The 17,409-nt window shown below is 71.0% G+C and carries 16 protein-coding genes; 2 read left to right on the top strand and 14 right to left on the bottom strand.

The window, feature by feature from the left end:
- Positions 1–13 precede the first annotated feature (13 nt).
- Positions 14–238 carry a hypothetical protein gene (locus ACIPC1_RS15400; protein WP_402517027.1) on the top strand — a complete coding sequence of 75 codons (225 nt, stop codon included), beginning with the start codon at positions 14–16 and terminating at the stop codon, positions 236–238.
- On the opposite strand, the gene ACIPC1_RS15395 is transcribed toward ACIPC1_RS15400, so the two are convergent.
- The 8 genes from ACIPC1_RS15395 to ACIPC1_RS15360 form a co-directional block, all read right to left on the bottom strand.
- On the bottom strand, positions 222–1,442 hold the full coding sequence (locus ACIPC1_RS15395; protein WP_402517025.1) for a cytochrome P450: 1,221 nt from the start codon (positions 1,440–1,442) through the stop codon (positions 222–224). The genes ACIPC1_RS15400 and ACIPC1_RS15395 overlap by 17 nt on opposite strands.
- 86 nt (positions 1,443–1,528) lie before the next feature.
- Entirely contained in the window at positions 1,529–2,221 is a 693-nt protein-coding gene (locus ACIPC1_RS15390; protein WP_402517024.1) for a response regulator, read from the bottom strand.
- Positions 2,218–3,567, bottom strand: coding sequence for a sensor histidine kinase (locus ACIPC1_RS15385; protein ID WP_402517022.1), 1,350 nt, complete (start codon positions 3,565–3,567; stop codon positions 2,218–2,220). The genes ACIPC1_RS15390 and ACIPC1_RS15385 overlap by 4 nt, the downstream gene beginning before the upstream one ends.
- 237 nt (positions 3,568–3,804) lie before the next feature.
- Positions 3,805–4,482: a response regulator gene (locus ACIPC1_RS15380; protein WP_384381408.1), complete on the bottom strand. Its 678-nt coding sequence runs from the start codon at positions 4,480–4,482 to the stop codon at positions 3,805–3,807.
- Positions 4,479–5,981 (bottom strand): sensor histidine kinase, encoded by a 1,503-nt coding sequence (locus ACIPC1_RS15375; protein WP_402517638.1) that lies wholly within the window; start codon positions 5,979–5,981, stop codon positions 4,479–4,481. Before ACIPC1_RS15375 ends, ACIPC1_RS15380 begins: the two co-directional genes overlap by 4 nt.
- Positions 5,982–6,087: 106 nt before the next feature.
- Positions 6,088–7,326 carry an acyltransferase gene (locus ACIPC1_RS15370; RefSeq protein WP_402517019.1) on the bottom strand — a complete coding sequence of 413 codons (1,239 nt, stop codon included), beginning with the start codon at positions 7,324–7,326 and terminating at the stop codon, positions 6,088–6,090.
- 124 nt (positions 7,327–7,450) lie between these two features.
- On the bottom strand, positions 7,451–8,455 hold the full coding sequence (locus tag ACIPC1_RS15365; RefSeq protein WP_402517017.1) for an alpha/beta hydrolase: 1,005 nt from the start codon (positions 8,453–8,455) through the stop codon (positions 7,451–7,453).
- 404 nt (positions 8,456–8,859) lie between these two features.
- Complete coding sequence (locus ACIPC1_RS15360; RefSeq protein WP_402517016.1) at positions 8,860–9,885, bottom strand: alpha/beta hydrolase; 1,026 nt, start codon at positions 9,883–9,885, stop codon at positions 8,860–8,862.
- A gap of 181 nt (positions 9,886–10,066) precedes the next feature.
- Here ACIPC1_RS15360 and ACIPC1_RS15355 point away from each other — a divergent pair, with 181 nt between their 5' ends.
- On the top strand, positions 10,067–10,774 hold the full coding sequence (locus ACIPC1_RS15355; protein ID WP_402517014.1) for a TetR/AcrR family transcriptional regulator: 708 nt from the start codon (positions 10,067–10,069) through the stop codon (positions 10,772–10,774).
- A 320-nt stretch (positions 10,775–11,094) separates the two neighbouring features.
- Here ACIPC1_RS15355 and kynU read toward each other — a convergent pair whose 3' ends face one another.
- The 6 genes from kynU to pyrE form a co-directional block, all read right to left on the bottom strand.
- Entirely contained in the window at positions 11,095–12,375 is a 1,281-nt protein-coding gene (gene kynU, locus ACIPC1_RS15350; protein WP_402517011.1) for a kynureninase, read from the bottom strand.
- Positions 12,368–13,276, bottom strand: coding sequence for a tryptophan 2,3-dioxygenase family protein (locus ACIPC1_RS15345; protein WP_402517009.1), 909 nt, complete (start codon positions 13,274–13,276; stop codon positions 12,368–12,370). The genes kynU and ACIPC1_RS15345 overlap by 8 nt, the downstream gene beginning before the upstream one ends.
- Positions 13,277–13,428: 152 nt before the next feature.
- The gene (locus ACIPC1_RS15340) at positions 13,429–13,842 is read right to left on the bottom strand and encodes a DUF3151 domain-containing protein (RefSeq protein ID WP_402517007.1); all 414 of its coding nucleotides are present in this window, start codon (positions 13,840–13,842) and stop codon (positions 13,429–13,431) included.
- A gap of 182 nt (positions 13,843–14,024) precedes the next feature.
- The gene (locus ACIPC1_RS15335) at positions 14,025–15,413 is read right to left on the bottom strand and encodes an MFS transporter (protein WP_402517004.1); all 1,389 of its coding nucleotides are present in this window, start codon (positions 15,411–15,413) and stop codon (positions 14,025–14,027) included.
- A gap of 257 nt (positions 15,414–15,670) precedes the next feature.
- The gene (fbaA, locus tag ACIPC1_RS15330) at positions 15,671–16,693 is read right to left on the bottom strand and encodes a class II fructose-bisphosphate aldolase (RefSeq protein WP_402517002.1); all 1,023 of its coding nucleotides are present in this window, start codon (positions 16,691–16,693) and stop codon (positions 15,671–15,673) included.
- 167 nt (positions 16,694–16,860) lie between these two features.
- Positions 16,861–17,409: an orotate phosphoribosyltransferase gene (gene pyrE, locus ACIPC1_RS15325; protein WP_384381428.1), complete on the bottom strand. Its 549-nt coding sequence runs from the start codon at positions 17,407–17,409 to the stop codon at positions 16,861–16,863.

Here is a 17,409-nt window from a genome sequence, read left to right as displayed (position 1 = left end):
GTCCATGACAGGCATGGGGCAACGGATGCAGGCCGCCGGCGGATGTCTGATCGCCGTCGTCGGTGCGGGGGCGGGGCTGGCGGTATGGACCATCGGCTTGCAGGGACGGTTCCGGCGGTTCGAGCAAGGGCCCGACTGGAGTGTGGTCTACGCGGAGCTGCCGTTGATGGTTCTGGGCGGGGTGGCTGCCGCACTGGGACTCTGGGCCCTCGGCCGACGGGTCAGAGCACGACGCTGAGCCCCTCCAGCCCCCGGATGACGAAGGCAGGCTTGCGCTGCGGCTCGGCGGCGAGGCTGAGCGTCGGGGCCTGAGCCAGCAACGCACGCAGGGAAGCCGTCAGTTCGAGACGGGCCAGCGGCGCACCGATGCAGTAGTGGATGCCCGCGCTGAAGGAGATGTGCGGGTTGTCCGCTCGGGAGAGGTCCAGCTCCTTCGGGGCGGTGAAGACGGCCGGGTCGTGGTTGGCGGAGCCGAAGAGCATGGCGATCTCGGAGCCGCGGGGGATGGTCGTACCGTCGATCTCGACATCGTCGAGTACCCAGCGCTCGAACAGCTGCAACGGGGTGTCGTACCGCATCAGCTCCTCCACGGCCGTAGGAACCAGCGAGTGGTCGGCACGAAGGACGGCCAGCTGACCGGGGTTGCGGAAGAGGGCCCACCAGCCGTTCACCGTGGCGTTGACGGTCGCCTCGTGCCCGGCGTTCAGGAGCAGGACGCAGGTCGAGATCATCTCCTGTTCCGTCAGCCGCTCCCCCTCCTCGTACGCGGCGATCAGGCCCGAGATCAGATCCTCACCCGGTTCCTTGCGGCGGGCCTCGATCAGCCCCAGCAGATACTCCGTGAACTCCTCCGACGCCCGGACCGCCTTCGCCGCCGTCTCCTGCGACGGGTTCATCTCGTACATCCCGCAGATGTCCGCCGACCACGGCCGCAACGGCGCCCGGTCGGACTCCGGGATCCCCAGCATCTCGGCGATCACCGAGACCGGCAGCGGCTCGGCGACATCGGTGAGCAGGTCACCACCGCCGGCCGCGACCAGTCGGCCGACCAACTCGCCGGCCAGCTGGTCCACATACGGCTTGAGCCGCTCCACCGTGCGCGGCGTGAACGCCTTCGACACCAGCCGCCGGATCCGCGTGTGGTCCGGCGGCTCCAGGTCGAGCATCCCGTTGTCGTTGAGCACGTGGAACGGCTCGTCCTGCGGCCGCGGCGCCGTGCGTCCGAAATCCTCGTGCGTGAAGCGGTGCTGGTACGTCCGCCCGAGGCGGCGGTCCCGCAGCAGCGCCGACACGTCCGCGTGATGCGGGACCAGCCACTGCTTGGTGGGCTCGAAGTACTGCACCCGGCCAAGGGCACGCAGTTCCTCGTACACGGGGTACGGGTCCGCCAAGAACGCCGGGTCCCACGGGTCGAAGGCCTGCGGAGTCTCCAAAGCTGCCATGAACGGACGCTAGCCCGACCCGCCCCTCCCTGACCAGGGCCGTCTCCACCGACAGCCCTTATCGGACCACCGCACGCACCCCCCGATCACCTGGGCGTGACCAGCCGTGCCTCATACGCGAACACCGCCGCCTGCGTACGGTCCCGCAGACCCAGCTTCACCAGGATCCGGCTCACATGGGTCTTGATCGTGGACTCGGCGACGAACAGCCGCGTCGCGATCTCGGCGTTCGACAGGCCCTGCGCGATCAGGACGAGCACCTCCGTCTCCCGGTCGGTGAGGTCGCCGTACGCCGCCTGCGCCGTGGCCGAGAGCCTGGGCGCATCCGCGAGCTTGGCGAACTCGGTGATCAACCTCCTGGTCACGGAGGGGGCGAGCAGCGCCTCCCCGGCCGCCACCACCCGCACCCCGTCGGCGAGCTGGCGCGCCGAGGCGTCCTTGAGGAGGAAGCCCGAGGCTCCCGCACGCAGCGCCTGGTACACGTACTCGTCGAGGTCGAACGTCGTCAGGACCAGCACCTTCGCGGCGTCGTCCGCCGCGACGATCTCCCGGGTCGCCTCGATCCCGTTCATCTCCGGCATCCGGATGTCCATCAGCACGACGTCCGGGGCAAGCTCGCGGACCCGCTCGACCGCGTCCCGGCCGTTGACCGCCTCGCCGACCACCTCGATGTCCGGCATCGCGCCGAGCAGCACGGAGAAGCCCTCGCGGACCATCACCTGGTCATCGGCGATCAGCACCCGAATCGAGCCCCTGGTGTCGCCTGTGCCGCTCGTCATCCTGTCTCCTCCGCCGTCGCGGGCACCGGCAGGAACACCGCCACCTCATATCCCCCGTCGTCCGTCTCGCCCGCCGTCATCTCGCCGTCCAGCATCGTGACGCGCTCGCGCATGCCGGTGATGCCGTGCCCCGCGCCGTGCGACGACTTCGCCAGGCTCGTCGTCGGTGCGGGGCCGTTGACTATGCGCAGGCCGAGCCCGCCGAGGACGTAGCCGATCTCGACGCGGGCCGCCGCGCCCGGCGCGTGCCGCAGGGCGTTGCTGAGGGCCTCCTGGACTATGCGGTACGCCGACAGCTCGACGCCCTGCGGGAGCCCGCGCACCGCGCCGGTGACCACCTTGTCGACGGTCAGGCCCGCGTCCCGCACATTGGCGAGGAGCGCGTCGAGGTCGGCGAGGGTGGGCTGGGGGGCGTCCGGCGCCTCGTAGTCCTCCGCCCGGACGACACCGAGCACGCGGCGCAGCTCGGTCAGGGCCGCCACCGCGTTCTCCCGGATCGTGACGAAGGCCTGCTCCAACTCGGGCGGCGGGTTCTCCACCCGGTAGGGGGCGGCCTCGGCCTGGATCGCTACCACCGACATGTGGTGGGCTACCACGTCGTGCAGCTCGCGGGCGATCGTCGTGCGCTCTTCGAGAAGGGTGCGCCGGGAACGCTCGTGCGCCGTCTCCGACTGATGGGCGGTCACCTCCTGCTGGGCATCCCGACGTACATGAAGGACAGTGACGACCAGGAGAGCCACGGCGGAGACGAAGAGGAGCGGCACGGTGTTGGTGCCGATGTAGTAGCCCCCGTGGAAGAAGGTCTCGGCGACGATCCCGTACGCCGCCGTCAGCGTCCACATCCATCCTGCGGTGCGCGGCCTCGTCCGCAGCGCCACGACCGTCAGCACCACCAGGTGGGTGGCGAAGCTGCCCGGCAACCACGGCCAGTCGCTCCACCTGTCGCCGAAGAGGCCGGCTACCGGCGTCGCCGCGAACGAGAACCAGAAGGCACCGACCGGCCGGACCAGCGTCAGCAGGACCGGGAACAGGGCGAGGAGGGTGCACACCAGCGTCGCGATGCTGCCGCCTCCGCTGCTGTCCGCGTCCGCGATGGACATCGCGAACAGTCCGGCCACCGCCACCACGGCGTGCGGGGTCCAGGCCGCGTACTTCCGTATGCCCGTCGGTAGCCGTCGGGTGAGTGGGCCGTCCACCCGCATGCGCGGCAGCGGACGGTAGGCGAAGGCGTCATGGAACAGGTCCTGCCGCAGCCCGCGCAGGGCGTCCGCGGCCAGCCGGAACTCCGGGCTGCGCGGCTTTGCCCTGCCCGGCGGCGTCATCTGCGTCTGGGTCGTCTCGGTCACATTGAAAAGGTAGGCCGACTGCGGGGTCGCGGTCGTCACCAGGGAGGAGGGTCCTTCGGGGTCCGTCTCAGGTACTACGGGTATCGCTGCGGTGCGTACGACGGAGGAGAGCGGAGGAGGCGGAGGGGACGGAGGGACGCGGAGGAGGCGGAGGGAAGCGGAGGAGGCGGAGGGAAGCGGAGGGAAGCCTCGGAGGCAGAGGGGAGCTGAAGGGATAGCGGGCTGGACAGTCGCGGCTCAATAGCCGGACGGGCGTACCAGTCCTGACTCGTAGGCGAAGACCGCCGCCTGGGTGCGGTCGCGCAGGCCGAGCTTTACCAGGATGCGGCCCACGTGGGTTTTCACGGTCTGTTCGGCGACGACGAGGCGCTCGGCGATCTCCGCGTTCGACAGGCCTTGGGCGATGTGGGCGAGGACCTCCGTCTCGCGCTCGGTCAGTTCGCCCACGCGCTGTTTGAGCGGGGAGCGGGGTGTGGAGTCGAGCCGGGAGAACTCGGCGATGAGGCGGCGGGTGATCCCGGGCGCGAGCAGGGCGTCGCCGGCCGCGACCACCCGTACCGCCTCGGCGAGCTGGTCCGCGGACGCGTCCTTGAGCAGGAACCCGGAGGCACCGGCGCGCAGGGCGTCGTACACGTACTCGTCGAGGTCGAAGGTGGTGAGCACCAGCACCTTGATCCGGGGTGTCTCGTCGGTGATGCGTCTGGTGGCGTCGATGCCGCCGAGCTCGGGCATGCGGATGTCCATCAGGACGACGTCCGGGGTGAGTTCGGCGACCTGGGCAATCGCGTCCAGGCCGTCGACCGCCTGGCCGACCACCTCGATGTCGGGCTGGGTGTTGAGCAGCACGGTGAAGCCCTGCCGGACCATCTGCTGGTCGTCGGCGATCAGTACGCGAATGGTGCCGCTGCTCGTCATGGGTTCTCTTCTCCTGCGAAGTCTGTGGAACCTGTGGTGCTTGCGGTGCCTGTGGAATCTGCGGTGCTTGGAGTGCCTGTGGAGTTCTTGACGGCCGCGATGGGCGTGGTGGCTGTGATGGCTGTGGTGCCCGTGGTGCCCGTGGACTTCGCTATGGCCGTGGTGGCTGTGGAGTTCGCAACGGCGGAGGCGTCAGGGTTCGCGGCGTCGGGATTCGCGCCGTCGCCGCGAGGCAAGAAGGCTGCCACCACGAAGCCGCCGTGCGAGGTCTCCGAGGTCATGAGGGTGCCGCCGAGCATCGCGGCGCGCTCGCGCATGCCGAGCAGACCGTGGCCCGCGCCCGGTGACGGCGGCGCCGGGCGCTCGGGTCTGGAGTTGATGACCCGTACCTGGAGTCCACGGGGGAAGTGGCAGAGCTCGACGCGGACCACCGAACCGGGAGCGTGCCGCAGGGCGTTGCTGAGGGCCTCCTGGATGATCCGGTACGCGGACAGTTCCACACCTGGCGGGAGGGGCAGTTGCTCGCCGGTGATCTCGGTGGTCACTGCCAGGCCGGCGGCACGGGTGTTCTCGACGAGGGCGTCAAGGCGGTCGAGCGTGGGCTGCGGGGAGTTCGGGGTGGCGCCGGTGCCGGCCCCGAGGCCGTACGGGTCCTCCGGGTTCTCCGAGCGCAGCACGCCAAGGACGCGGCGCAGCTCGGTGAGTGCCTCCAGGGCGTTCTGCCTGATTCCCTCCAGGTTCTCCCTGAGCTCCTGTGGCGGGTTCTCGACGAGGTGCGGGGCGACCTGGGCCTGGATGGAGATCACCGACATGTGGTGGGCGACCACGTCGTGCAGCTCTCGCGCGATACGGCTGCGTTCCTCCAACAGCGTGCGGCGGGCCCGCTCTTCGGCGGTCAGCGAGGCCTGCTCGACGAGCTGGTTGCGGGCCTCGCGGCGGCCATGGAGGGCGGTGCCGAGGAGGACGACGGCGGCGAAGACGAGGACCGCCGGCACGCCCGTCGAGGAGTACGACACGGCGCCGAGGAGTCCCTGGAAGACGTACGTCAGCAACGCGGTGAAGGCCAGTGCCTCCAAGGCCACCCGGGTGGGCACCCGTAGGGCGAGCAGGAACAGCACGATCGCGTGGGCGATGATGCCGGGCCCACCCCATGGCCAGGAGACGTCGCTCTCGTGATGGTTGCCCGCCGGGTTCAAGGTCAGGCCGGGGCGTGCGGCCTCGGCGGCCACGAACGTGGCGACCAGCGAGAGCCACCAGGCCGGAACGGGCCGCCACAGCACGAGCCCCACGCCGATGCCCTGGGCCAGCGCGGTCAGCACACCAAGCTCCGGGCTCACGCCGTAGCCGGTGGTCATCTGGTCCGTGTTGGCGACGCTCGCGACGACCGCGGCCACGATGACCACGACATGCGGGAACCACCGCAGCCGCCGGGGCCGCGACAGCGGCGGCAACGGCAGCCGGGCGACGTTTCCCCCGTCCTCCAACAAGATCCGCAGCATTGCTCGGAGTCGTTGCGCGACCACCTGCTCGATCGAGGGAGGTGGCGGGGCGGAGTCTTCGGCGCGCGTGATGCCGTTGTCGATCGCCCCGTTCACGGGGTCAACCCTAGGCACGGGGAACCGACTTCACTCCGGCGGAGCAAGGGCGGCGGTGGACGCGGACGACTCGGGAGGGTCCGCCGGTGCGACGGCGGGGGCCCTGTTCGTAGATACGAAAGGCGGAGCAGCAGACGGCGAGGGCGAGGGCGAAGACGGGGAGCCAGGCGAGACGGGCCGCCACCCAGCCGAGGTTGTCGGGGACGGTGTGCAGGCCGGGGAGCCGGCCCGCGAGGAGGCCCAGGGCGGTGACCGCCATCAGGGAGGTCTGGTGCCACAGAAATATCGTCATCGCGGAGAGATTGGCGAGTGCCACCGCCGCCCAGACAGCGGGGCGCCTCATCCACCGGCGCAGCGGCCCCCTCAGCAGCAGGGCGAGACCGCACTGGGCCAGCCCGAAGGTGACGACGGCCAGCGTCGGCGGGTTCAGGTTGGAGACCGCGGCGCCCGGGACACCGACCATCGACGCCGGGTATCCCGCCCCCATCACCAGCCCCGCGGTCGCCGCCGTCCCGCAGCCGAACAGCACCCAGCCCGCGCGCCGACTGTCCACCTCACCGCGCGTCCAGGCCGCGCCCAGCGTGAACGGCACCAGCCAGCCCGCCGCGACGTTCACCCAGCCGAGCCAGGCCGGACCGCCGAATCCGAAGCGAATGAGATCCACATGGAGAACGACGGCCAGCGGCCACAGCGGGTTGAGCCGCGTCAACAGGGGCGTCGCCGCGGTCAGTCCCGCGAAGACCAGGAGGAACCAGAGCGGGGACAGCGCCAGCTTCACCAGCGTATGGACCGTCTCGAAGTCCGTGCCCGATGCAAGCAGACAGGCCGCGGCCACCGTCCAGAGGGCCAGCACCAGCGCCGCCGGTTTGAAGAGGCGGGTCAGGCGGGCGCGCAGCCACTGTCCGTACGTCGTGCCACGGGCCCGCGCCGACGCGTAGCCCTTGGTGGCCACATGGCCGCCCACCAGGAAGAACACGGCGAGCGTCTGGAAAGCCCAAGAGAGGGGGGCCAGCCAGGGCATGTGCTGCAACGGGCTCGCCGCGCGCAGCGCGCCGCCGTCCGCGACCAGGGCCGTCACCAGCCAGTGGCCGAGTACGACACCGACGATCGCGAGGACGCGCAGGGCGTCGACAGCGCGGTCCCGCTCAACGGGGGTCGCCTCGTCGATGCGACGGCGACGGGCGCCGGTGCTGGTGCCGTGCGCTGCCGCCGCCGCCCGTATATCGGTGCCGGGCCCGGCAGTTCGCATGACGTGCGGGTGCGACGAATGCGCCGTGTTCGACGGGTTCGACGGGTTCGATAGATGCGATGGATGCGATGGGTTCAATGGATGCAACAAGTGCGCGGGATTCAACAGGTCCGCCGGGTGTGACTCACGCACGGGTTACCTCCAAGGTGTCGCCGAGGACGATTCGGGCGAGGTTGTCCAGGGACACCGAGCCCGGTGTGAAGTAGTCGCTGTGGCCGACGCTGCCCGCCGCGAAGACATGGGCGCCGTAGTCCGGAGAGACCGGGTCGGTGCCGAAACCGATGATCGTGCCGAAGACGTCGGCGCGCGTGTGCGGGACGCCCGCTATCCAGTCGTCGGCGCCGCGGGCAGCCCAGACGCGGGCGGACGTATGCAGTGCCGCGACCGAGTCCACGCCGGTGCCCGGGCTGCCGACGAGCACGATGTCGTCCACGTCCAGGCCCTGCGCCGCACGTCCGCAGACCACCGTGCCGTAGGAGTGGCAGAGCAGAGAGACGGCCGTCTTCTCGCTGACGACGCCGCGCAGTTCGCGTATGAACGCTTTCAGGCGCGGGGCCGCGGCGTCGGCCCGGTCTGTGGTCAGCACCGTGGTGCTCACCGTGCGGGGTGCCTCATAGCCGAGCCAGGCGACGACGGCCGTACGCGGGCCGAGGCGCTCGTGCAGGGCGAGGGCTCCGGCGCGGAACCGGCCGTACGTCTCCAGTGTGGTGTCGGAGCCCGGGACCAGGATCGCGACGCGGTCCGCCTCGGCGAGGTCGCCGAACACCTCAACGGCCTGGCCCGGGCCCCGGCCGTCGAAGGAGAGGAAGTGGCGGGAGGAGTCGGCCATGGCCCGGTCCGCGGCGGCTCGGGTGCTGTCGCCACGGTCCGCGGCCATTCGGGCCGCCTCCGCGGCGTTCGCAGCGTTGGCCGCGTACGCCCCATCCAGCGTCGATGCCGTCACGGGGGCGAGCGCCGCGGGCGCCGGGGCGGGGATCCGCGGCCGGGCAGCCGCGGCGGCCACGGGGAGGACGACGGCACCCATGACCAGCGCGGCGAGCAGGGTGCGGCGCAGCCGCCGGACCACTCGTCCGGCACGCCCACCGGGCGTCGGCCCCGCCACCACCGGCACCACGACAGGCACGGACATCGACATCGGCATCGACCCCGACTCCGGCCCCGGCCCTAACTCCGACTCCAGCCCTATCTCCGCCCCCGACTCCGCAGGCGATACCCCTCTGCCCGCCATACTCTCCTTTGCCTCGAACCTCATGCAGATCTTCCCTCCCGTACGCCCGCTCATCAGGCGCCACTGGATGGGAAGTTACGGATCATCACGTGTCGTCGGCGTCCCGCCAGGGAGCTCACTTGGGAGGTAGCTCTCAGGTATTAGGGGTATGACCGGGCAGCCAAACGCGTGCCGCGCAGTTATCCCGGGGGCTTGCTTCGACTCGCTGCGACTTACAACGACTTACGGCGACTTGCTGGGGCTTGCTGGGGCTTGCTGCGACTGCTGAGGTTCGATCTTGGCACGTGGATGGTTCATGCCAGCCGTCACCAAGCCAGTTGGGCGATCTCCTCGGCCACCACCGCGCACGCGTCCGCCGCCGGATCGATCAGCGGGAAGTGCCCGACGTCCTCAAGGAGCGTCAGGCCGACGACCTCGCCCGCCTTCGCGGCCGCGTCGGCGTACGACTCGGCGACCGCCTGCGGGACGACGATGTCGGTACGGCCCTGTACGAGGGTCGTGGCGATGCCGGTGGGAAGAAGGCGCGCGGGATCGGCGTACGGCAGGCGTTCCGCGAACCTGCCCTCCTCGCCGAGGAGTTGGCGCACCGCCCCACCGCACACGTCGAGTTTCTCGGCGACCTGGAAGTCGGCGATCGGGGCGAGGGCGACGACTCCGCGCAGGGGGGCCGGGCGGTCCGTGTACCAGGGGGCGTCGGCCGGCAGGAGGTGCCGGGCCGAGACCCAGAGGGCGAGATGGCCGCCCGCCGAGTGGCCCGTGACCACGATGCGGCGCGGGTCGGCCTGCGGCAGTTTCTCCCGTACGAGCTCGGGCAGGGCGTCGAGCGCGGCCGCCACGTCGTCGAACGTGTCCGGCCAGCGGCCGGCGACCGGAGCGTCGTCACCCTGAGCGGGGACCGCACCACCCTGCGCGGGTACTTCACTCCCGCGCGCCGGGACCGCACCGCCCTGCACCGGAACCGCGCCACCCTGCCCGGGTACCGCACCACCCCGGCGGTACTCGACGTTGGCCACGGCGAAACCGCGGCGGGCCAGGAAGTCCGCGAACGGGGTGATGTGTTGGCGGTCGTACGGGGCACGCCAGGCGCCGCCGTGCAGGACGACCACGAGGGGGGCGAGGACGGCGGGATCGGGCTCGCGCGGGGCGTAGAGGCCGATCACCTGGTCGGGGTGGTCGCCGTACGCAACGGTGACGTCGGGGTCGACGGGCGGGTGCGAGAAGGCGGACGCCTCTTCCGCGGCGTCGCGGCTCGCGGCCACCTCGCGGCTCACGGCGGCGTCGCCTGCTCCCGCGTGCCCGGCGTCGTCCCGGGCTGCGGCGTCGTCCTGCATGCTCCAACCTCTCAGCGGTGAAACGGATTTGGCGGACCAGGGGGGAATTCGGCCGTTGGCGGGGACGCTATCAGGCCCGTGACGTGCGTCGACACGGGGATGTCACTGTCGGTAAAGGCCAAACGGTTCTGCTGTTTCGTTACGCTGGCGGGCAGCGACCATGTCCATGAGGGAGTCCGCCATGTCCGCCGAACCCGCCGTGCCCGCGGAGCCCAACGAACCGGCCGAACCCATCGAATCCGACGAACCCACCGAATCCGACGAACCCACCGAACTCACCGAACCCGCCGAACCCGGCACCGTACGCCCCGGAGGTCGCACCGCCCGCGTCCGTGCGGCCGTACTGCGCGCAGCGGGTGACGTACTCGCCGAGCAGGGTTTCGCGCATCTCGACCTCGCCGATGTGGCACGGCGGGCCGAGGTGGGCAAGACCACGGTGTACCGGCGGTGGGGGTCCGTGACCGGGCTGGTCGCCGATCTGCTGAGCGACATGGCGGAGCAGTCGCTGCCCCGTTCGGAGACCGGGTCGGTGCTGGGCGACCTGCGCGCCAACGCCGCACTGGTACGGCGGACGCTCGCCGATCCCCGGCAGGGGGCGCTGTTCCGGGCGGTCATCGCCGCGGCGACGGGCGACGGGCGTACGGCGGAGGCATTGCGGCGGTTCTACGACGTCCGGGTCTCGGAGTGGGCGCCCTGCGTCGAACAGGGCGTGGCCCGGGGGGAGTTGCCGCCGGGTACCGACTCCGCACTGGTCGTGCGCGCGGTGTCGGCGCCGCTCTACTACACCCTGCTCACCACGGGGATCGCCCCCGACCCGGCCGCCGCCGACCGCGCGGCAGAAGCCGCCGTCGCCGCGGCCGTGGCCGGGGTGTACGTCACCGCCGAGTGACCCACCCAGCACGCCGCCGCCCTCCCCGACGCCGAGCGGCTGAGCGGCTGAGCGGCTGAGCGGCTGAGCGGCTGAGCGAGGTAACGCGGGAGCTGGGCAACCAGCTTCAGGATCCGCAGCCCAACCGGACCGTCGTACAGAGCCTGCTGGACTCCCTGACGGCGGGAGCCGGCAGCGTGACCGCCGTACTCGCCTCCGTACTCGCCGCCGAACTCGCCTCCGTACTCGCCGCCGTCACCGGACTCACCCAGTTCGCCTCGCGGTTCCTGTGACACCGTCACTGTTCCGGTGAACCGGTCGCCGTTCCCGTGACCGGCAGGTCATCCCAGGACCCCCGCGAGCACCCTCGCCGCCCGCTCCACATCCGCGAAGCCGACGTACAAGGGAGTGAAACCGAACCGAAGGACGTCCGGGTGCCGGAAGTCGCCGACGACCCCCCGCTCGATCAGACCCTTCATGACCTCGCCCGCGTCCGCGCACCGCAGGGCCACCTGGCTCCCGCGCTCCGCGTGCGCGGACGGGGTCAGGGGCTCCAATCGGCCCTCGGGAACGTACGCCGCGACGCACTCCAGGAAGAAGTCCGTCAGGGCGAGGGACTTGGCGCGTACGGCGTCGATGGAGAGGCCCTCCCACACCTCCAGGGCCGCCTCCAGGGCCAGCATGGACAGGATGTCCGGGGTGCCGACACGGCCCCGCAACGCGCCCGGGGCCGGGGCGTACGACGGGTCCATGCCGAAGGGGTCGGCGTGCGAGTTCCAGCCCGGGAGAGGGGAGTCGAAGCGGTCCTGGAGTTCTTCGCGCACATAGAGGTACGCCGGTGAACCCGGGCCGCCGTTCAGGTACTTGTAGGTGCAGCCGACCGCCAGGTCGACCCCGTGGGCGTCGAGGCCCACCGGCAGGGCGCCCGCGCTGTGGCACAGGTCCCAGACGGCGAGGGCGCCCGCGGCGTGGATCGCGGAGGTCAGCGACGGGAGGTCGTGCAGCCGACCGGTGCGGTAGTCGACGTGGTTCAGCAGGACCGCCGCCGTACGAGGGCCCAGCGCGTCCACCACCTCGCCCGGCGCGAGGGGACGCAGCGTGCGGCCCGTCAGACGCGCGGCCGACTGGGCGATGTAGCCGTCCGTCGGGAACGTCGTCGCGTCGACCAGGATCTCGTCCCGGTCGTCCCCGGCCAGCCGCACGGCGCCCACAACCGCCTTGAAGACGTTGACACTTGTGGAGTCGCCCACCACGATCTGGCCGGGCGCCGCCCCGACCAGCCGCCCGATCCGGTCACCGATCCGCTCCGGCGCCGTCCACCAGCCGCTCTCGTCCCAGGACCGGATCCGCAACTCGCCCCACTGACGGCGTACGACGTCGTCGAGGTGGCCCGGTACGTTCGCGGGCAGCGCGCCGAGCGAGTTCCCGTCCAGGTACACCACGTCGTCGAGGACGAACCGCTCACGCAGCCCGGCCAGTTCGTCGGCGGAGTCGAGCTCTTCGGCCCTGCTCCGCAACTTGTTCAGTTCCTCTGCGGAGCCCAGCCCTTCAGCGACACTGCGCAGCCCGGCCGGTACGTCGGCGGAGTCGAGCTCTTCGGCCCTGCTCCGCGGCTCAGACATGGGACCTCGCCGTCCACAGCTCCGGGAACACGTTCTTCTGCGCCCGCTTCTCCAGCCAGGCGACCCCGGCGGAGCCGCCCGTGCCGGTCTTCGCGCCCATCGCACGGCGCGTGGCGACAAGGTGGTCGTTGCGCCAGCGCCACACGAGCTCGGCGACATCCGTCAACGCCTCGCCGAGACGGGCGAGTTCGGCGTCCTCGTCGCCCGCGTACAGCGACGTCCACACCTCCTCCACCTCCGGCGAGGACTCGTAGCGCAAGGACACATCGCGGGTGAGCACCGCCGCCGGGATCGCATGCCCGCGCCGCGCCAGCAGCCCCAACACCTCGTCGTACAGGCTCGGTTCGTGCAGCGCCTTCTCCAGCTCCGCGTGGACGCGCGGTGCGCCCCGGTGCGGGACCAGCATGGACGCGGACTTCTCGCCGAGCAGGAACTCCATCCGGCGGTACATCGCGGACTGGAAGCCGGAGCCCTCGCCGAGGGCGGCGCGGTAGGAGTTGAACTGGGCCGGCGTGAGCTGCGCGAGGGGCCGCCAGGACGCGTTCAGCGCCTCCAGCTCCCGTACGGACCGCTTCAGCGCGGCCACCGCGACCGGCACCCGGTCCTCGCGGAGCGCCTTCGCCGCCGTCTCCCACTCGTGGACGATGACCGTGAACCACAGCTCCATGACCTGGGTGGTCACCAGGAAGACCATCTCTCCGGGGTCGTCGGAGCGGGTCTGCTGGAGGTGGGTGAGGACATCCGCCTGTACGTAGTCCTCGTACGGGGTGGTCCCCTGGAAGTCGAGATGCGGGGTCTCGGGCTCCTGAGCCTCTGCGAGAGGGGCTTCGGTGGGATGAACCTCGGTGGGATGGACCTCGGCGAGGTGGGCCTCTGCGGGCTGAGCCTGCTGGGACGACATCGCTGTCTCCTGATGCGTACTCCGGGTAGCGGTCCGCCCCTGCCGATTCCGACACGGGGGCCCCGGTCCCCACCGGCATCCTCCGCAATCGTCCCCCGAAAACGCAAGGCCCGCCTGGTCACACCAGGCGGACCTGCACAAACGCGGTCGCGCTAGCCCAGCGTGTGCGCCGCCGTCGGGGAGGAGTCCTTCAGGAACTGGCTGCAGCGCTCGTACTCCTCCTGCTCGCCGATCGCCTGTGCGGCGCGGGCGAGGCCGTGCAGGGCGCGCAGGAAGCCACGGTTCGGCTCGTGCTCCCAGGGGACCGGGCCGTGGCCCTTCCAGCCGCTGCGGCGCAGGGAGTCCAGGCCTCGGTGGTAGCCGGTACGGGCGTAGGCGTACGACTCGACGACGCTGCCGCGCTCGAACGCCTCGTCGGCGAGCTGCGCCCAGGCGAGGGAGGAGGTGGGGTACTTGGCGGCGACGTCTGCGGGGGCCGTGCCGTTCGCGAGGAGCTCGCGGGGCTCCGGGTCATCAGGGAGGTGGGTCGGGGGCGGTCCCCCGAGGAGGTTCTCGTGAATCGTCATGGGCTCCAGTCTGCGGCATTCCCGGGCGCGGGTTGTGCCCCTGGGGAGGGAGGGCACTCGGTGCCGGGCTGGGGTCGGAGTTTTTCGCCCCCTCCGCCGCTACCCGTCCCTCGTTCCTGGAGGCTCCCGCCCCCAGACCCCCGTATCGCGCCGAAGGCGCTCGTCCTCGAACGCCGGACGGGCTAGACAGCGCGCTTCCCCGCCTCCAGCGGCGGAGCCGTAACCCACCCATGCGTCCGGCACTCCGGGCGACGGCAGTCCGGGGCCGGCCGGCGCACCGTCGCGAAAGCGACCACCGCACCGAGGACAAGCACCCCGGCACACATCGGCATCGCACGCCGGAACGCGGAGTCGAAGGCGTCCGCCGACCGGTACGCCTCCGATCCCATGCCGGCGAGCAACGGCAGCGCGGCCACGGCGATGAGCCCCGCCGCGCGGGCCGCCGCGTTGTTGATACCGCTGGCGAGCCCCGCCCGACCGGTGTCCACGGAGGCAAGAACCGTGGCGGTCAGCGGCGCGACCAGCGTCACCATGCCCAGGCCCATCACCACCAGCGCGGGAAGCACATCGGCGACGTACGAGGCGCCCTCGCCCACCCGCAGCATCAGCAGCATCCCCGCCGCACACAGCAGCGGTCCCACCGTGAGCGGAATCCGTGGCCCGATGCGCTGGGCGAGCTCGCCCGAGCGGGCGGAGAACAGCAGCATGAGGACGGTCGTGGGCAGCAGCGCCGTACCGGCGCCGAGGGCCGAGTAACCCGCCACGACCTGGAGCTGGAGTGCGGCCAGGAAGAAGAAGCCGCTGAAGGCCGCGTACACGCACAGCGTGACGGCGTTGACCGCCGTGAACTGGCGCGACGCGAAGATGTCCAGCGGCATCATCGGATCGCGGCGGCCCCGCTCGACGTACACGAAGGCCACCCCCGCGGCCACGCCCGCGACCGCGGTCACCCACACGAGCGCGGAACCGCTGCGGGCCTCGATCAGGGCGTACGTGACCAGTGCCAGCGACAGCGCGCCGAGGGCCGCGCCCAGTACGTCGAAGCCGCGGTGGGTACGTCCGTCCGCGGACTCGGGGACATGGCGCAGGGCGATCGGCACGCACACCAGCGCCACCGGGATGTTCAGCAGGAACACCCAGCGCCAGCCGGGACCGTCCACCAGCCAGCCGCCCAGGAACGGCCCGACCGCCGCACCGACACCGCCGAACCCCGACCACAGGCCGACGGCCCTGGCCCGGTCGTCGGGGTGGAAGGAGGCCTGGATCAGCGAGAGCGAACCGGGGGTGAGGAGCGCCCCGCCGATACCCTGGAGCGCACGGGCCGCGATCAGGACTCCCCCACTGGGGGCCAGTCCACACAGCAGCGAGGCGACGGCGAACCACACCACCCCGATGACGAAGACCCTCCGCCGTCCGAAGCGGTCCCCGAGCGAGCCGCCCAGCAGGATGAGCCCGGCCAGAGTCAGCGTGTACGCGTTCACGGTCCACTGGAGGGCCGCGAGGTCCGCGTCCAGGTCACGGCCGATGCGCGGCAGCGCGACGTTGACGACCGTCGAGTCCAGCATGGCCATGCTGGAACCGAGGACGGTGGTCAGCAGGATCCACTTCCCCGTGGGACTGGAGATCCTGACGCCCGGTTCCGCCGGTTTCGCCAGCGGAGACTGAGACGACTGCGGCGACTGCGAAGGCTTCGGCGAACTCGGATCTTGTGGAGACCTCGGATCTTGCGGAGACTGCGGATCCTTCGGGGTGGCAGCCATACTTCGGAGCATACGGAAAGGCCCGGCACCGAGCAGGTGCCGAGCCCGAATTCGCATTCGATCCGCAGTTACTTCAGCTTGGTGCCCGTGGAGCGCAGCGCCGCACACGCCTCGGTCACGCGCTCGGCCATGCCCGCCTCGGCGGCCTTGCCCCAGGTGCGCGGGTCGTACTTCGACTTGGTGCCGACCTCGCCGTCGACCTTCAGGACCGCGTCGTAGTTGCGGAACATGTGGTCCACGACGGGGCGCGTGAAGGCGTACTGGGTGTCGGTGTCGAGGTTCATCTTCACCACGCCGTTCTCCAGCGCGGTGGCGATCTCCTCGGCCGAGGAGCCGGAGCCGCCGTGGAAGACGAAGTCGAACGGGGACGGCTTGCCGAACTTGGCGGCCACGCCCTCGTTCAGCTCCTTCAGGAGCTCGGGGCGCAGGACGACGTTGCCCGGCTTGTAGACACCGTGCACGTTGCCGAAGGACGCGGCGAGCAGGTAGCGGCCCTTCTCGCCCAGGCCGAGGGCCTCGGCGGTGCGGATCGCGTCGTCGACCGTGGTGTAGAGGTTGTCGTTGATCTCGTGCGAGACGCCGTCCTCCTCGCCACCGGTCGGGGTGATCTCGACCTCAAGGATGATCTTCGCGGCGGCGGCCTTCGCGAGCAGCTCCTGACCGATGGCCAGGTTGTCGGCGAGGGTCTCGGCCGAGCCGTCCCACATGTGTGACTGGAACAGCGGGTTCTCGCCCTTGGCGACACGCTCGGCGGAGATGTCGAGCAGCGGACGGACGTAGGTGTCCAGCTTGTCCTTGGGACAGTGGTCCGTGTGCAGCGCGACCGTGATGTCGTACTTGGCGGCGACGATGTGCGCGAACTCGGCGAGCGCGACGGCGCCGGTCACCATGTCCTTGTTGTACTGGCCGCCCAGGAACTCGGCGCCACCGGTGGACATCTGGATGATGCCGTCGCTCTCCGCCTCCGCGAAGCCGCGCAGCGCAGCGTGCAGGGTCTGCGACGAGGTCACGTTGATGGCCGGGTAGGCGAACTTGCCTGCCTTCGCCCGGTCGAGCATCTCGGCGTAGACCTCGGGGGTTGCGATGGGCATCTGTCCGCTCCTTGTATATGCGGGTGGCGTTCTGCTGCTTACGGCCCTGACCTAGGGGGTGACGTCATCGTCGTCCCCATCTTTCCAGACTTGCCCAGATGCTCCGGACATCGTGTCCATCCTGTGGATAACCCGCGGTCCGGGCCGTGCGCATGGGGGCGGGGTGCTCAGTCGAGGCCCAGTTCGTCCTTCGAGTACGCGAAGAGATACGGCACCCCGGCCTCCGCCTCGATCTTCTCGGCGGCGCCCGTCGCCCGGTCGACGATGGTCGCGACGCCGACGACCTCGGCGCCGGCCTCGCGCACCGCCGCCACGGCCTCCAGCGGAGAGCCGCCGGTGGTGGAGGTGTCCTCGACGACGAGTACACGCCGGCCCGCGATCTCCGGACCCTCCACGCGCCGCTGCATCCCGTGCGCCTTGGCGGCCTTGCGTACGACGAAGGCGTCCAGGCGCTTTCCGCGCGCGGCGGCGGCGTGCAGCAGGGCCGTGGCCACCGGGTCGGCGCCCATGGTGAGCCCGCCGACCGCGTCGAAGTCGAGTCCGTCGGTGAGGTCGAGCAGCACCTGTCCGACCAGCGGCGCGGCCTCGCCGTCCAGCGTGACGCGGCGCAGGTCCACGTAGTAGTCCGCCTCGAGACCCGAGGAGAGGGTCACCTTGCCGTGCACCACGGCCTTGTCCTTGATCTGCTGCAACAGCGCGTCGCGTACGTCACTCAT

The organism is Streptomyces sp. NPDC087263 (genome assembly GCF_044744645.1).
Taxonomy (GTDB): Bacteria; Actinomycetota; Actinomycetes; order Streptomycetales; family Streptomycetaceae; genus Streptomyces.
This window is presented reverse-complemented; position numbering and strand designations above follow the sequence as displayed.